This is a genomic window from Streptomyces sp. NPDC060049, from assembly GCF_042736715.1.
In the GTDB taxonomy this organism is placed as follows: domain Bacteria; phylum Actinomycetota; class Actinomycetes; order Streptomycetales; family Streptomycetaceae; genus Streptomyces.
The window spans coordinates 199409-213408 of record NZ_JBHWVV010000002.1; the positions used below are offsets into that span (position 1 = coordinate 199409).

The 14000-nt window shown below is 72.2% G+C and carries 16 protein-coding genes; 7 read left to right on the forward strand and 9 right to left on the reverse strand.

The window, feature by feature from the left end; translation table 11 throughout:
- Positions 1–18 precede the first annotated feature (18 nt).
- The 5 genes from ACFWBY_RS03680 to ACFWBY_RS03700 all read left to right on the forward strand — a co-directional run bounded on the left by ACFWBY_RS03680 (position 19) and on the right by ACFWBY_RS03700 (position 4411).
- Complete coding sequence (locus tag ACFWBY_RS03680) at positions 19–423, forward strand: STAS domain-containing protein (RefSeq protein WP_385344869.1); 405 nt, start codon at positions 19–21, stop codon at positions 421–423.
- 127 nt (positions 424–550) lie between these two features.
- Positions 551–787 carry a hypothetical protein gene (locus ACFWBY_RS03685; protein WP_385344866.1) on the forward strand — a complete coding sequence of 79 codons (237 nt, stop codon included), beginning with the start codon at positions 551–553 and terminating at the stop codon, positions 785–787.
- 210 nt (positions 788–997) lie between these two features.
- Positions 998–1489 carry a DUF5133 domain-containing protein gene (locus tag ACFWBY_RS03690; RefSeq protein WP_385344864.1) on the forward strand — a complete coding sequence of 164 codons (492 nt, stop codon included), beginning with the start codon at positions 998–1000 and terminating at the stop codon, positions 1487–1489.
- A gap of 74 nt (positions 1490–1563) precedes the next feature.
- Positions 1564–3417, forward strand: coding sequence for a molecular chaperone DnaK (gene dnaK / locus ACFWBY_RS03695; protein WP_385409623.1), 1854 nt, complete (start codon positions 1564–1566; stop codon positions 3415–3417).
- 40 nt (positions 3418–3457) lie between these two features.
- The gene (locus ACFWBY_RS03700) at positions 3458–4411 is read left to right on the forward strand and encodes an NmrA/HSCARG family protein (RefSeq protein ID WP_385343821.1); all 954 of its coding nucleotides are present in this window, start codon (positions 3458–3460) and stop codon (positions 4409–4411) included.
- A gap of 41 nt (positions 4412–4452) precedes the next feature.
- Here the strand turns inward: ACFWBY_RS03700 and ACFWBY_RS03705 are convergent, their stop codons facing one another.
- Together ACFWBY_RS03705 and ACFWBY_RS03710 are read right to left on the reverse strand one after the other, a co-directional pair.
- A complete protein-coding gene (locus ACFWBY_RS03705) occupies positions 4453–4875 on the reverse strand; it encodes a CBS domain-containing protein (RefSeq protein WP_385343823.1) in 423 nt (140 codons plus the stop codon).
- A 129-nt stretch (positions 4876–5004) separates the two neighbouring features.
- Complete coding sequence (locus ACFWBY_RS03710; protein WP_385343826.1) at positions 5005–5868, reverse strand: HAD family hydrolase; 864 nt, start codon at positions 5866–5868, stop codon at positions 5005–5007.
- 116 nt (positions 5869–5984) lie between these two features.
- Here ACFWBY_RS03710 and ACFWBY_RS03715 point away from each other — a divergent pair, with 116 nt between their 5' ends.
- Complete coding sequence (locus ACFWBY_RS03715; protein WP_385343829.1) at positions 5985–6332, forward strand: hypothetical protein; 348 nt, start codon at positions 5985–5987, stop codon at positions 6330–6332.
- Positions 6333–6546: 214 nt separating this feature from the next.
- Here ACFWBY_RS03715 and ACFWBY_RS03720 read toward each other — a convergent pair whose 3' ends face one another.
- The 5 genes from ACFWBY_RS03720 to ACFWBY_RS03740 all read right to left on the reverse strand — a co-directional run bounded on the left by ACFWBY_RS03720 (position 6547) and on the right by ACFWBY_RS03740 (position 11330).
- Entirely contained in the window at positions 6547–7230 is a 684-nt protein-coding gene (locus ACFWBY_RS03720) for a phosphoribosyltransferase (RefSeq protein WP_385343832.1), read from the reverse strand.
- A 321-nt stretch (positions 7231–7551) separates the two neighbouring features.
- Positions 7552–8550 (reverse strand): type I glyceraldehyde-3-phosphate dehydrogenase, encoded by a 999-nt coding sequence (gene gap / locus ACFWBY_RS03725; protein WP_385343835.1) that lies wholly within the window; start codon positions 8548–8550, stop codon positions 7552–7554.
- Between the two features lie 125 nt (positions 8551–8675).
- Positions 8676–9632: a GlxA family transcriptional regulator gene (locus ACFWBY_RS03730; protein WP_385343838.1), complete on the reverse strand. Its 957-nt coding sequence runs from the start codon at positions 9630–9632 to the stop codon at positions 8676–8678.
- 145 nt (positions 9633–9777) lie between these two features.
- Positions 9778–10701 carry an RNA polymerase sigma-70 factor gene (locus ACFWBY_RS03735; protein ID WP_385343840.1) on the reverse strand — a complete coding sequence of 308 codons (924 nt, stop codon included), beginning with the start codon at positions 10699–10701 and terminating at the stop codon, positions 9778–9780.
- 155 nt (positions 10702–10856) lie between these two features.
- Positions 10857–11330, reverse strand: a complete 474-nt coding sequence (locus tag ACFWBY_RS03740) for a carboxymuconolactone decarboxylase family protein (RefSeq protein WP_385343843.1) — start codon at positions 11328–11330, stop codon at positions 10857–10859.
- 213 nt (positions 11331–11543) lie between these two features.
- Between ACFWBY_RS03740 and ACFWBY_RS03745 the strand changes: the two genes are divergently transcribed.
- Positions 11544–12245: an aspartate/glutamate racemase family protein gene (locus ACFWBY_RS03745; protein ID WP_385343845.1), complete on the forward strand. Its 702-nt coding sequence runs from the start codon at positions 11544–11546 to the stop codon at positions 12243–12245.
- 32 nt (positions 12246–12277) lie between these two features.
- On the opposite strand, the gene ACFWBY_RS03750 is transcribed toward ACFWBY_RS03745, so the two are convergent.
- Both ACFWBY_RS03750 and ACFWBY_RS03755 read right to left on the reverse strand, forming a co-directional pair.
- Entirely contained in the window at positions 12278–13165 is an 888-nt protein-coding gene (locus tag ACFWBY_RS03750; RefSeq protein ID WP_385343847.1) for a patatin-like phospholipase family protein, read from the reverse strand.
- Positions 13166–13231: 66 nt separating this feature from the next.
- Positions 13232–13990, reverse strand: a complete 759-nt coding sequence (locus ACFWBY_RS03755) for a TioE family transcriptional regulator (RefSeq protein WP_385343850.1) — start codon at positions 13988–13990, stop codon at positions 13232–13234.
- Between the last annotated feature and the right edge of the window lie 10 nt (positions 13991–14000).

A 14000-nucleotide genomic window follows, 5' to 3' on the forward strand; every position in this document is an offset into this window, starting at 1 on the left:
GTCAAGGAGAGGGGCACCGTGACTGCTTCGTTCACCACCGAGACCGAGCGCCGCGGCAACACCGTTCTGATCAGTGTCTTGGGGAACTTGGACTCCGCCGCCGCACCGGCGCTGCACCAGGCCCTGCGGGACATCACCGCCGACATCACGGTCCTGATGGTCGACCTGCACCACGTGCCGTACATGGACACCGCCGGCCTGCTGCTCCTCCTGGACCTGCACCGGCGGGCCGAATGCCTCGGCCTGCGCGTCCTGGCCGTCGGCTGGCAAGCACAACCCCAGCAGCTCATGGCCGCCGTCGCCGGGATCCCGGGACCCGGCTCCTCGACCGGCGAGCGCTTCGCCCTGGCCGGCTTCCGCCACCTGATCGAAGGCCGCGCCGAGCGGGCACGCGCCCTCGACCTCGAAGACGCCCGCACCTGAGTGACTCGCCGTGCCGGACCGTGAGCAGGAGCCGCGGCCCGGTCCGCGGGTTTCGCCGCTCAGGGGCCGGGCAGCCGCCGAAGAGACGTCCGAGGTAGACGAGGAAGACGAGCACGAGGAGGCGGCCATGGACGATCAGGGCGGTGCCGGAGGCGTGCCTCCGTCGGACGGACACGGATCCCGGCCCAAAGCGCGACGCCTCCTGCGCCGCGACGAGGGAACGACGGAAGCCGCCGACACGGACGAGGCCAGCCGCCTCGACCAGCCGAGTCCCAAGCCGGGCCCGCGGACCGGGCGCGAGCACTGGACCGGCCCGAACCCGCAGGACAAGGGGGGCGAGGGAGAGGTTCGACGCAACCGGTAGCAATGCCCGGGACACCCGGTCCACGGGCAGGACACCGGCGCGACCGCTCGCCCGCGCCCGCCCCGAGCCCCCGCGAGACCTCCGCGCGCGGGGGCGGCGAACACCCCGGACGCGGGCGTGTACCGGACGGTGGGACGGGGGCATACCTCCCGTACCCGCCTGCGCCCCTCCGCCCGAACGCTCCTCGCTGCCTTGGACCGAAGGAACCCCATGTCTCAGACTGCCGATGCTCAGGGCTCTCCGGGCAAACCGCTCCTCGTGCGGCCGACGGCCGCGCGAGCCGTGGGGATGCTGATGGCCGCGACACCGTGCTCCGTCCGCGACGCGGAGCGGATCCTGGCGACGGCCGCCGACCTCGCCAACGTGAACGTCATGGACGTGGCGGCGGCGATGACCGCCGGACCTGGCGCCGCGCCGGTGCCCGTGCGCCTCGAACGCGCACTGCGCCAGGCCGTCAGGGCCGCGCGGACCCCGGTCCGGGCGAAGACGGCACGGACCGCGGTCCTGCCGAGCCGCACCCGGGCCGAAGAGGTCCTGTCACGCCTGCGTGGCTGCCAGGCCCGCCTGGCAGCCACGCCCGCGGATCCCGGCGCCCTGCGCGCCATGGACGACGCGGCCTACACGCTGTGCGTCCTCATGGACCGGCGCACCGCCTACGACGCCGTGCTCGCGGCGGAGGAGCTCCTGGCGACACCGGCCTGACCCGCGCCGCGGCATACACGGTCGGACTGCGGGAAGCCGACAGGTAGCGACTCGTGTGGCTGAAGGAGGCTGAGATGTCTCGGTCAGTCGGGATCGACCTGGGAACGACGAACTCCGTGGTGGCCGTCCTGGAGGGCGGGGAACCGACGGTCATCCCCAATGCCGAAGGCGCCCGGACCACGCCCTCCGTCATCGCCTTCGCCAGGGGCGGCGAGGTCCTGGTCGGGGAGCTGGCCAAGCGGCAGGCGGTGACGAACGTGGACCGCACCGCGCGCTCGGTCAAGCGGCACATCGGGGAGGCGGACTGGCGGTTCCCCCAGAGCGGCGACATCGACGGGAAGCGCTATACGGCGCAGGAGGTCTCGGCGCGCGTGCTGCAGAAGCTGAAGCGCGACGCCGAGGCGTACCTGGGCGAGGACGTCACGGACGCCGTCGTCACCGTCCCGGCCTACTTCAACGACGCCCAGCGCACCGCCACCAAGGAAGCGGGCGAGATCGCAGGGCTCAAGGTGCTCCGCATCGTGAACGAGCCGACCGCCGCCGCCCTGGCGTACGGCCTCGACAAGGACGACCAGACCGTTCTCGTCTTCGACCTCGGCGGCGGCACCTTCGACGTGTCCCTGCTGGAGATCGGCGGCGGCGTCGTCGAGGTGAAGGCCACCAACGGTGACACCCACCTCGGCGGTGACGACTGGGACCAGCGCGTCGTCGACCAGCTCGTGAAGCAGTTCCAGAACGGCCACGGGATCGACCTGTCCAAGGACAAGATGGCGCTCCAGCGGCTCCGCGAGGCCGCCGAGAAGGCGAAGATCGAACTCTCTTCCGCGACCGAGACGACCATCAACCTGCCCTACGTCAGCGCGTCCGCCGACGGCCCGCTGCACCTGGACGAGAAGCTCACGCGGGCGCGGTTCGAGGAGCTGACCGCGGACCTGCTGGAGCGCTGCAGGGCTCCGTTCCACCAGGCGGTCAAGGACGCCAAGATCAAGGTTTCCGGCATCGACCACGTCATCCTCGTCGGCGGCTCCACCCGCATGCCCGCGGTGTCCGAGCTCGTCAGGTCCCTCACCGGCAAGGACCCGCACAAGGGCGTCAACCCGGACGAGGTCGTCGCCCTCGGCGCGACCCTCCAGGCGGGCGTGCTCAAGGGTGAGGTCAAGGACGTCCTGCTCCTCGACGTGACCCCGCTGTCCCTCGGCATCGAGACCAAGGGAGGGATCATGACCAAGCTCATCGAGCGCAACACCACGATCCCGACCAAGCGCTCCGAGATCTTCACGACGGCCGAGGACAACCAGCCGTCCGTGCAGATCCAGGTCTACCAGGGCGAGCGCGAGATCGCGGCGTACAACAAGAAGCTCGGCATGTTCGAGCTGACCGGCCTGCCGCCGGCCCCGCGCGGTGTCCCGCAGATCGAGGTGTCCTTCGACATCGACGCGAACGGCATCATGCACGTCACGGCCAAGGACCTCGGCACGGGCAAGGAGCAGAAGATGACCGTCACCGGCGGCTCCTCCCTCGCCAAGCACGACATCCGGCGGATGGTCGACGAGGCGGAGCAGCACGCCGAGGAGGACCGGCGCCGCAAGGAGGCGGCCGAGACCCGCAACAGCGCCGAACAGCTCGTCTACCAGACCGAACGGCTCCTGAGGGACGACCAGGAGGCCGGCAGGATCCCCTCCGACGTCACGTCCGAAGTCCGGGCCGCCCTCGCCGAGCTGAAGGAGAAACTCGAGGGCGAGGACGTCTCCGCGATCCGCTCCGCGACGGAGAAGGCCGCCTCGGCCGCCCAGAAGATCGGTACCGCGCTCTATTCGAAGGCGCGGGAACCGGACGGCCCAACCGCCTCCGAGGAGCGCCGGGGGCAGGACGGGGACCAGGGTGAGGACATCGTCGACGCCGAGATCGTCGACGAGGACGGCCGATGAACCGCGGCACGAAGACGGAACGCATGTGAGGTGAGGAACCATGGCCGCTCAACGCGTCATCACGGTGTTCGGTGCGACCGGCCGGCAGGGAGGCTCCCTGGCACGGGCGATCCTGGCCGACCGGGACGGCGAATTCTCCGTACGGGCCGTCACCCGTCACCCCGACTCCGATCCGGCCCGGGAGCTGGAACGGCTCGGGGCAGAAGTGGTCCGGGCCGACATGGACGACGAGGACTCGCTGGCACCGGCCTTCGAGCACGCGTACGGCGCCTACCTGGTGACGAACTTCTGGGAGCACACCTCGGCCGAGCGGGAGAAGACCCAGGCGCTGGCGCTGGCCCGGGCCGCCTCGCACGCCGGAGTGCAGCACGCCATCTGGTCCACCTTGGAGGACACCCGGGCGTGCATCCCCCTCGACGACGACCGGATGCCCACGCTGCAGGAGCACTACAAGGTCCCCCACTTCGACGCCAAGGCCGAGGCCGATCACTACTTCACCGAGGCGGCCGTACCGACGACCTTCCTGCGGACCACCTTCTTCTGGGAGAACCTCTACAGCTCCTTCGGCCCGTACCGCGGCGAGGACGGGGCCCTGCGACTGTCCCTGCCCATGGGAGGCAGCAGGCTCTCCGGCATGGCCGCGGACGATGTCGGCAAGACGGCGGCGGCGATCTTCGCACGCGGCACCGATCTCATCGCCGCCACCGTCAGCATCGCCGGCGAGCACCTCACGCTCGCCGAGATGGCCGCCGCGCTCACCGAAGCGGTCGGCGAACCGGTCGCGTACGAGCCGATGTCCCCGGACGCGTTCCGCGCGCAGGGCTTCCCGGGCGCGGACGAGGCCGGGAACATGTTCCAGTACTACGCCGACTGCGAGGACCGGTTCACGGCGGCGCGCGACCTGACCGCCGTCCGCGAGCTCAATCCGGCCCTCCAGGACTTCGCCACGTGGGTCGCCGCGCACCACGAGGCACTGCGTCTCGCCTGGAAGTGACCGCGCGCGCCCGGAGGTGACGGCGGCGGCTCGTAAGGGTTTCAGCTGTCGGGCGCCGCGGCCGAGATCGCCGCCAGGGCCGATCCCGGATCCTGTTCGACCGCCAGATCGCCGAGGGTGACGATGCCGACGAGTTCGCCGTCCTCCGTCTGGACGGGCAGGCGCCGAAGGGCCTTGCGGCGCATCAGGTCCAGGGCGTGGTCGACGCCGTCGCCGGGTCCGACGGTGACGGTCTCGGTGCTGCAGACGGCGAACACGGTGGTGTCGGCGGGATCCTTGTTCTCGGCGATGGCGCGAATGACGAGGTCCCGGTCCGTGAGGACACCGCACAGCCGGCCACCGTCGACGACGAGGACGTCCCCGATGTCGGCGTCCCGCATCACCCGCGCCGCCTCGGCCAGGGACGTCAGCTTCTCGATGGTCACCGGATGCCCGGTCATCACCTCGTGGACTCGCCGGGTCATGGCTCCTCCTGCCGTCGGGAACCCTCCTACGGTGCGGCTACCCCCCTGAGCACGGCATAAGCCACGTCCGGCGACGCGAGCACCGCCCCGGGGCGCGGCGGATCCGGCGGCTCCGCACGGCCTGCGCGCTCACGCGCCTTCCCACCGCCCGAGCGCGGCCCGCAGCACCCCGGCCAGATCACGGACCACGACATCGGCACCGTGCGTGTACATGCGCGCCGCCAGCTCGTGCGAGGAGGAGCGGTTGATCCCGGCCACGAGGGCGAAGCCCCCGCGCATGCCCGCTTCCGCCCCGGCCGGGGAGTCTTCCGCCACCACGGCCTGTGCGGGCGGTACGCGCAGGCGCCGCGCGCCTTCGAGGAACAACGCCGGATCCGGTGTGCCCGCGAGGCCCAGCCGATCTGCCTCCGTGCCGTCCACGACCGTGTCGAACAGACCCCGGATCGCGGACGCGGTCAGCATGTCGCCCGCATCCCCGCAGGTCGAGACGGCGGCGCACTTCACGCCCCAGGCGTGCAGCGCGGCCAGTACGGCCCCCACCTCCGGGAACGCCTCCACCGGGCGCTCGCTCAGCGCGGCGAGGAAGGCCGCCTCCTTGGCCGCGGCGACGGCCCAGACCGTGGTGCTGCCCGGTGCGTCGCCCGGCCGGCCCTCGGGCAGCCGCAGGCCCCGGGAGGCCAGGAAGGCGAGCGCCCCCTCGAATCCGGGCTTCCCGTCGACCAGACCCAGGTCCTTGAACTCGTCGAAGGGGTGGAGCTGCCACGCGGCGAGCCCGGACGGCGGCACGGCTTCCAGGCACGGGTCGAAAGCGGCCTTCCACGCGGCCGCGTGGAGGCCCACCGAATCGGTCAGGACGCCGTCGACGTCGAACACCACGCCGCGCAGGCCCGGAGCAGAGCGGGCCGGGGCGCGCGTGTCCGCGGGAGCCGCCGTCATGGTTCCGTTCGTCGACGCCGACCGGTCCGTGCGGAAGGGCGAACCTCTGCTGTCCATGACGGCATCCTCCTCGGGGTCTGCGCCTGCTCTCCGGCCCATGCTTGCGGGGCCGCTGCGCGGGTAGTCGTCCCTCGAACGGCGAACGCGAACCCGACAGGACAGGGGGCCTCGGTATGGACGGCCCTGAGCTCTCCCAGCAGGAGCGCATGATTCTCGAGGGGATCGAGCAGGACCTGCGCACCGACCAGCTGCTCGACCGCCGGCTGCGCACCCTGCGCCGCGGTCTGCGGCCCTGGGTCTCTCCCCTGGGCTGGTCCCGCCGTCACGGGCTCGGCGTGAGCACCTGTCTGCTGGGAGTCGTCTGCGCGGTTCTGTTCGTTCGCGCCGTCGCCACCAGCTCACCTACGCTGATCTGGGCCTTCGCCGCGGTATGGGTCTTGACCCTGGTCTGCCTGATGCTACTCGTCATCCGGTGGTGCCGCCGGGCCGTGGCTGGGGCCGCCGGCCGCGAGGAGAGCTGATCGTTCCGCCGCTCCGACCGGCGACCGGGGGCTCCGGCCGGGCCAGGGACGCGACCCGTGGCCCTGTCCGCGGCCGTGCGGGGTCGTACCGGCCGGGCCGGCCGTCCGCCTTCTCCAGGCGGGCGCCGGCCCCGGCGAGCGAGCGCGGCCTCGGGGGATCCTTGGAGAAGTCACGCCGTTGGTGATAACGCTTCAGCGCCTTCTCGGCCTTCATTCAGGCCTCCTCGCGCTCCGGTCCGATCGTGAGGGTCTCGCGCGCGTGGTGTTCCAGGATGTCGATGACCTCCTGGTCGGAGACCTGGCGGAAGTCGTCGTACCAGATGCCGACGGCCCGTAGGTCGCGGTGGGGCTGGAGGCAGACGATCCGGTCGGTTTCCCGGCGCAGGTCCCCCGCGGAGTCCTCTGCGCACACCGGTACGGCGAGGACGAGGACGGCCGGGTCCTCGGCCCGGATCCGGCGCAGGGCCGCGCGGGCGGTGACTCCGGTGGCCAGTCCGTCATCGACCAGGATCACCGTGCGACCGCGCAGGTCGGGGGCTGGGCGGCCGCGGCGGTAGAGGGCCTCGCGGCGGTGCAGTTCGGCCCGTTCCCGTGCCACGTCGGCGCTGAGTTCCTCCGGGCTGATGCCCAGCAGTTCCAGCGCCCGCCAATCGAACAGGGGCGGGTCCTCGCCCGCGATGGCGCCGATCCCCACCTCGGGCCGGCCCGGCATGCCGATCTTGCGGGCCACCAGCAGGTCCAGGGGGGCGCCGAGGGTCCGGGCGACCTCGGCGGCGACGGGGACGCCCCCGCGCGGGAGTGCCAGCACGATCGGATCGGGCCAGCTCTGGGCCGCGCAGACCTCCTCCAGCGTGGCGGCGAGCTGCCGGCCGGCCTGTCGTCGGTCTTGGAATCGCATGGCGATCGCGCCTCACCTTCGCCTGGGGCTCGTCACATCCCGGTGGGCCGCCTTCGGGGGATGTGTCCGCCGGGCCGTCTCCCACCGCTTCGGCGGCCCCGATGGTGGTCACGTAGGGCGCATGCCCCGGCGGGTCATGATCACGCACGCAGGCTGGTCGGCCGCGAGGACCGCACCCGGCTCGCCGGAAACACGAACTCCCGGTACCGGCGGTGGGCCGGTACCGGGAGTCGCGTGCACGATCCGGAGAGGCGCGAGGTCAGCGCGCCGGTCCGGAGAGTGCCCGAACGGGGACACCGTTCATGGCGCAGCGCCGCGCGGTCAGCGGGTGGCGATGAGCTCGAGCGTGTCGATCACGCGGTTCGAGAAGCCCCACTCGTTGTCGTACCAGGCGACCACCTTGATGTGGCGGCCTTCGACGCGGGTGAGGGCCGAGTCGAAGATCGACGAGGCGGGGTTGCCCGTGATGTCGGACGACACGAGCGGGTCGTCGGAGTACTCGAGCACGCCGGCGAGCGGCCCCGCCGCCGCGGCGCGGTACGCCTCCAGCACGTCCTCGAGCGTCACGTCACGGGCGACGGTCGTGTTGAGCTCGACGATCGAACCGACGGGAACCGGCACGCGGATGGAGTCGCCCGAGAGCTTGCCCTCGAGGTTGGGGAGCACCAGGCCGATCGCCTTGGCGGCGCCCGTGGTCGTCGGCACGATGTTGACGGCGGCGGCGCGGGCGCGGCGGGCGTCGCGGTGCGGGCCGTCCTGCAGGTTCTGCTCCTGCGTGTAGGCGTGCACCGTCGTCATGAAGCCGTGCTCGATGCCCGCGAGGTCGTCGAGCACCGCGGCCAGCGGCGCGAGCGCGTTGGTCGTGCACGAGGCGTTCGAGACGATGGTGTGCAGGGCCGGGTCGTACGCGTCGCTGTTCACCCCGAACGCGAGCGTGATGTCCGCACCGTCCGCCGGCGCGCTGACCAGCACCTTCTTGGCGCCCGCATCGATGTGGGCGCGGGCGGCCTTGGCCGTGGCGAAGCGGCCGGTCGCCTCGAGCACGACGTCGACGTCGAGCTCGCCCCAGGGGAGCTTCGCCGGCTCGCGCTCGGCGAGCACCTTGATGCGGCGGCCGTCGACGACGAGGACGTCGCCCTCCACGGTCACCGGGCGGCCGAGCCGGCCGGACGTCGTGTCGTAGGCGAGCAGCCGCGCGAGGGTGGCCGGCTCGGTGAGGTCGTTGACCGCGACGATCTCGAGGTCGCTGTCGCGTTCGAGCAGCGCGCGCAGAACGTTGCGTCCGATGCGGCCGAATCCGTTGATGGCGATACGAGTCATGGTGTGTCCCTTCGGTTCGCCACCAGGTTCGCGTGCGGCGGCCGCGGACGACAGCGGCGCGATCGCCACGGTCCGCAAGGATCGCGCCAAAGGTCGTGGGCGGGCGGCCGCGCCGTGCTCTCGGCTCACTCGCCCCGGGCGAAGGTGCGCCGGTACTCGCTCGGCGTGGTGCGCAGGATGTGCTGGAAGTGCAGCCGCAGGTTCGCGCCGGTACCGAGGCCCACGTCGGCGGCGATCTGCTCGACGCTCCGCCCGGAACGCTCCAGCAGTTCGCGGGCCACGTCGATGCGCGCCCTCATCACCCACTGCATCGGCGTGTACCCGGTGTCCTCGGCGAAGCGCCGCGAGAAGGTGCGCGGGGACACCGCCGCGTGCCGGGCGAGCACCTCGAGGGTGAGGGGCTCGCCCAGCCGGTGCAGCGCCCATTCGCGGGTGGCGGCGAAGCGCTCGCCGAGCGGCTCGGGCACGCTGCGCGGTACGTACTGCGCCTGGCCGCCGCTGCGGTAGGGGGCCGCGACCAGCCGCCGGGCCGTGTGGTTGGACGCGGCCACCCCGACGTCGGTGCGCAGGATGTGCAGGCACAGGTCGATGCCCGAGGCGGCGCCGGCCGAGGTGAGCACGCTGCCCTCGTCGACGAACAGGACGTTCTCGTCGACCCGCACCAGCGGCCACTTCGCCGCGAGGGCCCGCGCGTAGTGCCAGTGGGTCGTGGCCCGCTTGCCGTCGAGCAGGCCCGTGGCGGCGAGCGCGAAGGCCCCCGTCGAAATGGCGGCGAGCCGCGCACCCCGCTCGTGGGCGGCGACGAGCGCGTCGACGACGGCTCGCGGCGGGTCGTCGCGGTCCGGGAGCCGGTAGCCGGGGACGAAGACGGTGTCGGCCCAGGCGAGCGCCTCCAGGCCGTGGGCGACGGAGTACGACAGGCCGTCGCCCCCGGTCACGAGCCCGGGCTCCGCGCCGCACACCCGTACCTCGTACGGCATGCTCGCGCGGGTCGTGAACACCTGCGCGGGAATGCCGACGTCGAGGGGTTTCGCCCCCTCGAGGACGAGGACGGCGACGTGGTGGGGGCGGGAGGCAGGCACGGGTCGAGGGTACGCGGGAGCCGAAACCGCACGGCTCCGGCCGGGCGGCCGCGTCACGGTCGAAGCCGCGGACGGGGCTCGGGGAGGGTGGGCCGCCCCGAGCCCCCGGGCCGGCGGCTACCAGCGGTCACCGTTCTCCACGCCGTCAGTTCGGCTGCCTCCGCGCCCGCTGCAGCTCGTGCTTGATGGCCCAGGCGTCGGCTACCGGCCCGATGTGGCCGAGCTTGTCGGGATTGAGCACCGCTCGGATGGTCTGGATCTGCCCGTCGAGCACGTCCAGGACCAGGGCCTGGAGCACCTTGCCGTCCCGGTCGCGGAAGATGGCGCCCGGCTGGCCGTTGACCTCGTGCGGCTCGCACGACACGTCGATCCGGATCAGCCAGGGGAAGACCGTGCCCAGCACCCGGGCCACGTTCGACGCGCCCGTGACGGCCTTGGCCAGCTGCGGGGCCTTGCCGCCGCCGTCCCCGACGAGCTGCACGTCGGCGGCCAGCAGATCCTGCAGCCCGCCCACGTCGCCGTCCTTCAGCGCGTCGAAGAAGCGCGTCGCCAGTTCCTGACGCTCCCGGCGGTCCGCCTCGAACCGCGGTCGCCCTGCCTCCATGTGCCGGCGCGCCCGCACCAGAAGTTGGCGGCACGCCGCCTCGGAACGCCCTACCGCCGCGGCGATGTCGTCGAAGCCGAAGGCGAACACCTCCCGCAGGACGAACACCGACCGCTCCAAGGGGCTGAGCCGCTCCAGGAGCAGCAGCGCCGCCATCGACACCGAGTCCGCCAGCTCCACCGACCGTGCGGGATCTTGGTACGGATCGCTCAGCAGCGGCTCGGGCAGCCACTGGCCGACGTACTCCTCGCGCCGCACCCGCGCGGAACGCAGTACGTCGATCGAGATGCGCGTCACCGTGGCCGAGAGGAAGGCCTTGGTCGACGTGGGACGGGTCGTCGAGCCGTCGAAGCGCAGCCATGTCTCCTGCACCGCGTCCTCGGCTTCACCGACGCTGCCCAGAATGCGATAGGCGATCGAGAACAGCAGCGACCGCAGATCCTCGAACTCCTCGACCTTGCTCACGCCGAATCCCTCCCACTGATGCCTTCCCGCCTGGCCGTACTGGTCGACGCAGGGGCTATCTGATGATCATCCGGACCGTCGGGGGGTCAGAGCAACGCCCCCCGGGCCGGCGGTCCGGGGTCCCAGCCGGACCCCGAGCCCGCCGTTGCCGCCGCTCAGTGCAGCTGCCCGACCTCGTAGGCGCCGGCCGGCTGCTGGGCGATGACGTTCAGCCGGTTCACCATGTTCATGAAGGAGACCAGGACCGCCAGGGCCGTGAGCTGCTCCTCGTCGTAGTGCTTGGCGGCCCGCGCCCACACCTCGTCACCGACCCCGCCGGCCGCGTCCGCGACGCGGGTCGCCTGCTCCGCGAACTCCAGCGCGGCACGCTCGGCCTCGGTGAAGACGGTGGCCTCGCGCCACGCCACGACCAGGTGCAGGCGGATGGAGGTCTCACCGGCGGCGGCGGCCTCCTTCGTGTGCATGTCGATGCACATGGCGCAGCCGTTGATCTGACTCACGCGCAGCGCCACCAGCTCCTGCGTCGCGGCCGGCAGGGACGAGTCCTTGATCACCTTGCCGGCTGCCAACAGGTGCTTGAAGGCCTTGCCGGTGGTCGGGCTGGCGAAGTAGTCGAGTCGCGCGTCCATGGTGTGCTCCTTCGTGGTCGTCAGTGGCTACACCCTCTGAGACGGGGCAGCCCGCTCCCCTGTGACACGGACGAATGTGACCTGCGTCTCCCACCGACGCGACAGGCCCTACGGGAGGCAGTCAAAGCAATGCTTATGGAGTAGCGATATTTCCACGGAAGAACTTATGATCGAGTGCACGGTGACTACGGGGAGCAGGAGCGTGGGACGAGCATGAAGACGATCGGGCTGATCGGCGGAATGAGCTGGGAGTCGACGGCCGAGTACTACCGGATCCTCAACGAGCGGACGCGCGAGCGGCTCGGCGGGCTCCACTCGGCCCGCTGCGTGCTCTACTCCGTGGACTTCGCGGAGATCGAACAGCTCCAGGCCCAGGGCCGCTGGGAGGAGGCAGGCGCGGTGCTGGCCGACGCCGCCCGGTCGCTGGAGGCGGCCGGAGCGGATCTGCTGCTCCTCTGCACCAACACCATGCACAGGGTCGCGGAACACATCGAGGCTGCGACCCCGGTGCCGCTGCTCCACCTGGCGGACGCCACGGCCGCCGCCGTCCGCGCCGCGGGACTGCGCCGGGTGGGGCTGCTGGGCACGGCGTTCACCATGGAGCAGGACTTCTACCGGGGCCGCCTCGCGGCGGGCGGGCTGGACGTCCGGGTCCCGGATGCCGACGGACGGGCTCTCGTGCACCGCGTGATCTACGAGGAGCTCTGCCTGGGCGTGGTCCGAGACCAGTCGCGTGCGGCGTACCGGCGGGTCGTCGAAGACCTCGTCGCCGAAGGTGCGGAGGGCGTCATCCTCGGGTGCACCGAGATCGAGCTCCTGATCGGCCCCGAGGACAGCCCCGTACCGGTCTTCCCCACCGCCCGCCTGCACGCCGAAGCGGCGGTGGACTCCGCCCTGGCCGAACGCGCCGTGTGAGGCGGCGGGCAAGGGGCGTCCGTCGGGGCGGGTCAGGCGGTGCCGGAGACGGACTTCCACGCGGTACGGAGGCGTTCGGCGGTAGCGGTCGCCTGGTCGAGCCCCGCCCGGTACGCCGGCTCCCAGCTCGCCGGGTCGTACAGGTTCGAGCCGAAGGCCCGCACCGCGTCCGGATCGGGGCTGACGGTCACGACCGTCTGCGCCCCGACGGCGGCCGGCTGCTGCTCGAACCCCTCCCTGGGGGACAAGTGCGCCAGCGGCTCGATGACGACCAGCGCGCGGGCCCCGGCCGCGAGATCCGCGTTCGCCCCGGCGCGCAGGGCGCCGTCCATGTACCGCCGCCCGTGGATGGTGACGGGCGGCTCCGCCCCGGGGAACGCGCTGCTCGCGGCCACCGCGTGCACCAGCGGTACGCCGCTCGTGCGGTCCCACACCACGGGTTCACCCGAGGCCGCGTCCACCGCGGTGATCAGGAACCTCCGCTCCGACGGCCAGGCATTCGATCCGATCAGGGCGCCCCGCCGCGCGAGCAGGGCCCGCTCGGCATCGGGGTCCACGTCGGACTCGGCGTGGTCGAGGGCGATGCGTCCGACCCGGCGCCGGGCCTCGCCGGGTTCCAGCCCGGGTTCGCCGAGTACGGCGAAGACGGACCCGATCACGGCGGCGTCGACCTCACGCCGGGGGGTCTGCGGGCCCGGCTCGCGTGCCGGGGCGGCGAGCCGGTCGAGGTCCTGGCCGGTGCCCAGCATCGCGCCGACGATCGCACCGGCCGACGTACCGACGGTGAGGTCCGCTTCCCCGAGATCCACCCCGCCGCGGCGCAGTCCGGCGGCCAAGCCGGCCATCCATGCCGTGCCGACCAGACCTCCCGGGCCCAGTACGAGCGTCCGGTCGGATATGGCTCCGGTACCGAGGTCCATGAGTCGTCCCCTGTCGTCAGGTGGTGATCAACGTGATCGACGGTAGGACCTCAACTCAACTTCAGGTCAAGGCAACGAAGTTGCTGGTGCAGAAGTTGCACTGCGTGCGCGCAGGTAGGCCTCCAGCTCGGCGGACCCGGTCAGCATCGCGCGTCCGCGGGCGGTCAGCCGACCGCGCCAGTCGCCGAGGGCGGCCTCCAGCGGCTCCAGCCCGCCGGCCGCCCGCACCTGGGCGATCAGCGGGGCGATCTGGTCCAGCAGGTAGCCGCCCCGCCTGAGCTGGTGGGCCAGCCGGGCGTCCCGTACGTCGGCCTCGTCGTAGACGCGGTATCCGGTCCGCGGGTCGCGGCGCGGCCGCACCAGCCCAGAGCGCTCCCACTTGCGCAGTGTCGCGGACCGGATCCCGAGCTGCCCTGCCAGCGGTCCGATGAACGTGACGCCGGACGGGAACTCCGCGTCGGGCCCGGACGGAGTGGTGGCTTCCAGGTCGCGGAGGGCGCTCTCCACGGCTTGGAGCGTCCGGCGGTCGTCGAGGAGCTGGGCGTGGCTCTCGTCGATGAGGCGCAACGCCTCATCGACGTCATCCCCGTTGACCGCCCGCATGATCGATGTCGACCTCCGGTGGCCGTGGCCGGGCAACAGGGCGAGGAACGCGCCCAGAGCCCGCGCGTGGAGCGGCGCATAGGTGCGGTAGCCGTGGGACGTGCGCCCGGCGGGCGGAAGGACGCCGGCCTCCTCGTAGTTCCTGATCGCCTGCGTGGACAGACCGTGGCCGCGCGCCAGATCGATCGGCCTGAGCCGGTCACCGGTTTGAAGGTTTCGCATCCTTGTCCTG

What these genes read in the sequence shown, in the direction of transcription:
- ACFWBY_RS03750 (WP_385343847.1), bottom strand. Translation starts at nt 13,165, where the DNA reads ATGGACCTCGGTACCGGAGCCATATCCGACCGGACGCTCGTACTGGGC.
- ACFWBY_RS03710 (WP_385343826.1), bottom strand. Translation starts at nt 5,868, where the DNA reads ATGGACAGCAGAGGTTCGCCCTTCCGCACGGACCGGTCGGCGTCGACG.
- ACFWBY_RS03685 (WP_385344866.1), top strand. Translation starts at nt 551, where the DNA reads ATGGACGATCAGGGCGGTGCCGGAGGCGTGCCTCCGTCGGACGGACAC.
- ACFWBY_RS03755 (WP_385343850.1), bottom strand. Translation starts at nt 13,990, where the DNA reads ATGCGAAACCTTCAAACCGGTGACCGGCTCAGGCCGATCGATCTGGCG.
- ACFWBY_RS03720 (WP_385343832.1), bottom strand. Translation starts at nt 7,230, where the DNA reads ATGCGATTCCAAGACCGACGACAGGCCGGCCGGCAGCTCGCCGCCACG.
- gap (WP_385343835.1), bottom strand. Translation starts at nt 8,550, where the DNA reads ATGACTCGTATCGCCATCAACGGATTCGGCCGCATCGGACGCAACGTT.
- ACFWBY_RS03740 (WP_385343843.1), bottom strand. Translation starts at nt 11,330, where the DNA reads ATGGACGCGCGACTCGACTACTTCGCCAGCCCGACCACCGGCAAGGCC.
- ACFWBY_RS03690 (WP_385344864.1), top strand. Translation starts at nt 998, where the DNA reads ATGTCTCAGACTGCCGATGCTCAGGGCTCTCCGGGCAAACCGCTCCTC.
- ACFWBY_RS03715 (WP_385343829.1), top strand. Translation starts at nt 5,985, where the DNA reads ATGGACGGCCCTGAGCTCTCCCAGCAGGAGCGCATGATTCTCGAGGGG.
- dnaK (WP_385409623.1), top strand. Translation starts at nt 1,564, where the DNA reads ATGTCTCGGTCAGTCGGGATCGACCTGGGAACGACGAACTCCGTGGTG.
- ACFWBY_RS03705 (WP_385343823.1), bottom strand. Translation starts at nt 4,875, where the DNA reads ATGACCCGGCGAGTCCACGAGGTGATGACCGGGCATCCGGTGACCATC.
- ACFWBY_RS03700 (WP_385343821.1), top strand. Translation starts at nt 3,458, where the DNA reads ATGGCCGCTCAACGCGTCATCACGGTGTTCGGTGCGACCGGCCGGCAG.
- ACFWBY_RS03745 (WP_385343845.1), top strand. Translation starts at nt 11,544, where the DNA reads ATGAAGACGATCGGGCTGATCGGCGGAATGAGCTGGGAGTCGACGGCC.